The organism is Leifsonia sp. NPDC058248, from assembly GCF_042881905.1.
Lineage (GTDB): Bacteria > Actinomycetota > Actinomycetes > Actinomycetales > Microbacteriaceae > Leifsonia.
On record NZ_JBHVXB010000021.1, the window covers coordinates 1 to 3,098 of the forward strand.

Consider the following 3,098-nt stretch of genomic DNA (forward strand, 5'->3'; position numbering starts at 1 on the left):
ATCCAGCGCGGTCCCGACTCCTGGCACACCTTGCACGTGACGTCGATTTCCGCACCGGACTGCGTGCTCTGAACACCAGAGGTTGGACGGTTGCACATCGTGCGGTTGTCCGTGCGGTCATAGCGGTACTTGCCACGAATAGCGTGTGTGGTCTCGCTCTGCCCCACCGTGGCAACCATCTGAGCTGTCTTAGGCACGCTGGTCCCCCCGGTAAATGTCACCCTCCACGTACGTGATGGCAGACCCGTCCGGAGCGCGCATGGCGAAGTGGCCATGCCACTCGGCCCAAATCTGCCTCCATCCGGCATCGTCAAGGGAGTCCCACACGCTGTAGTCCCCGCCCGATCCGGCGAAGAACGCGTCACCGTCCGCCCCTTCCCAGTTAGGGCCGTAGGGGTTGCGGTCGTGAGCGAGAATGCGGATCACGTCATCCGCAGACTGAGCCGATTTCAGCTCACCCAGTTGGGCCCGTATGACGGCCCAGAAGTTGTCAGACACGTTTGTTCCTCTCCTTACTCCACTACGTCTGTCGTAATGGGTGAGAGGGTGTACGGAGAGCATCCCTATTCGCCGTACACCCGACTCCCCTACGAGAGAGGGCAGGGCTGTGCCGTTGCCGGCCTAGCTACCCAATGGGACTGACACGAACGTTCATGCCGTTCACCAGCGCATATCCCGTGCGGAAGATGTCAACGCGGGTGCGCTGGCACACTCCGGGGTGCGCAATGGATTCCGTGAACGCGTTGACCGAGCGAAGCATGTTCCCCCACGCTCGTACCTCATAGACGAATGGCGCTCCACCATCCGAGATGCTGACCTTGAACCGGTCATGGTTGCTGTAGTCCTGGTGGAACGAGAACGTGTTAAGGGGAATCAGCCCCCGCTCACGCCTACTTGACCGGGACTCTGTAGCTACCGTCATAACTACCCCTCAGGGTCTGTGCGGCCCGTGTGGGCCCTTGTGAGTGCCTGTCTGACACTCCCCCCGACTCACTCACTCGGAGACGCTTAGAGAGGCGCACAGTAGGTTTGGTGAGTATCAGTCACCTAACCTCGGCCGCCCCTTGTCACATCAGTTGAGTGTGTGAGCCGTAGGCAATCTCAGTTGGCATCTTCGTTTCCTCAGCACTACCCGACGCTTTCGCGCTCACAGCCGTTGATGGCAAGCTCTCAGACTCGCTCGGCACTGTGGGAGACACCCTGTATTCGCTTAGGGGTGCAAGTGCTTTGGTATGGAGTTGTCAAGGTGGATACGAGGCCGCCTAAAGGCGCCTTACGCGTCTGAGTAGGTATCCGTCGGGTCGGTCGGTATAGGCCGCCATTGACGCCATCAGGGCCGATACGGGCCCGGTGAGTGATGGACACTCACCCGCGCTTTGGGTGGTGGGTCCCGTGCGTTCATTTGCTTTCCCTCCTCACCTGACCGCCCCGTTCGGCGGGGCGGTCGCTGACCGGGAGGACACTGCCCGGATTCATCACGGGAAGCAAGTAGAGACATGAGCTTGATTCAGGAGACGCACGCGCACACGTTGGGCAGCGCTAAACCGCAGGTCAGAGGGTATGCGCTCGCCACTAACTAAAGGGACATTAAGGCACAAAAAGGCGTCATCACGGGAAGCAAGTAATTGACTAACGCTTTACCTTGGTGCCCACTGTGCCCCATTCTGCACCCCAGCTACTTTACCTAGCCTTGGGTATTTCTGGCGCCTGCATTCCACTATCTGACGCCCTGTCATTCGGGCATACCTACCCATACCCATTTATGCAACTACCTTGCATATTGGTATCTGACTGACTATCAGGTATGCACTATGGGTCTTTATGTCTGATACGTGGGTGACGCAGACCACAATGTGACTATGCATCAGAGAGCCTCAATGCTCAATCTGATGTGACGTCAGTCATTGGGCATGGTGCTGATTGGGCATCACATGAAAATGATGTGCAACTAATGAGCAGTCACTTGTCTTACCTGATGACCCGTCAGCCGGCAATCGATTCCGAGCCTCTATTTATGCACCAATTCAGTGATGCATCATTATCATTCACAAGCGCACAAGTAATTAATGTTACCGCACCCCATGTGATGCATACATGCGGGGGTAATATAACGAAAATGAACCTACGAGGACCGCAGGGGCGCCTTCCTTCCATCGTGTACGGGTTTCATCATCTTCACAAGGGCACAAGCTGAGCCCTCTCAGACGCTACACGACAGCCGGCACACCTCACCGCGGCCTCCACCAGGCTGCCCGAGGGCCCCTAATGTTGCCTCACTTGGCTGCGGTAACAACAATATTGGTGGGCTCGCTCACACCAGCGTCCCGGATGCCCCCACAGGACACGTACGTTATCTATGGCGGGGTTGCTCTATACCCCGCCTCACTGACTCATGACAGACGAAGGCTCCACCCCCTTCAAGGGAGGTGGAGCCGTGGATTCTCGTTCAGCTCAAAGGAAAGGCCGGTATGCCGCCCATGCGCGGGCGGCCTCAAGCATGCCCAGCATCCAGGTCTCCGGCTCATTTGCCGTGATTTCCGACCACACGTTGACAGTGGCTTCCGCGAAGGCTGCCACAGCCATTTTGGACGCCTCTTGGAAGGCCGGCACGTCATTGCCCCATTCCTCGGCTTCTTCCGGTGTGTGTCCAGCTTTGATAAGCCAGACAATCCACAGAGCCGTGTCGATCCACGGCGCACCTGTAGCCGCCCATGCCCAATCCACAACCCAAACATTTTGGGTGCGGTCTACGAGGACATTTGTAGGAAACCAGTCCGTATGAAGAAGCGCCGCCCCTTCAAACAATTCCGCCTTTCCTGAATAATGCTGCATCCGATCTACCATGCTTCGGAGGCCCAAGGCTGGTGCCTTGACTTGTGACAGCCGAGTCAGCAACTGCACAATCCGCGGCAGGTCTGAGGACCCGGGAGAGTAGTCGACATGGCGGCCCTCAATGTCCTCAAAGCCGTTGAGGTCCCAGCCGGCACCCTCAATCCGCCACAGCAGGGCGGGCGCGATGCCTTCCAGGTAGGGGGCAATCTCGGCTTCTCGCCGTTGGGTCCACAACCTTCGGTGATCAAGGCGGAGACCCTTCACAA

2 protein-coding genes are annotated in these 3,098 nt (G+C 57.9%); both read right to left on the reverse strand.

The window, feature by feature from the left end:
* Positions 1-189 precede the first annotated feature (189 nt).
* Positions 190-498, reverse strand: a complete 309-nt coding sequence (locus ACFVV5_RS19095; protein WP_387247271.1) for a hypothetical protein — start codon at positions 496-498, stop codon at positions 190-192.
* A gap of 1,953 nt (positions 499-2,451) precedes the next feature.
* A partial coding sequence (locus ACFVV5_RS19100; protein WP_387247273.1) for a phosphotransferase family protein occupies positions 2,452-3,098 on the reverse strand: 647 nt, incomplete at its 5' end.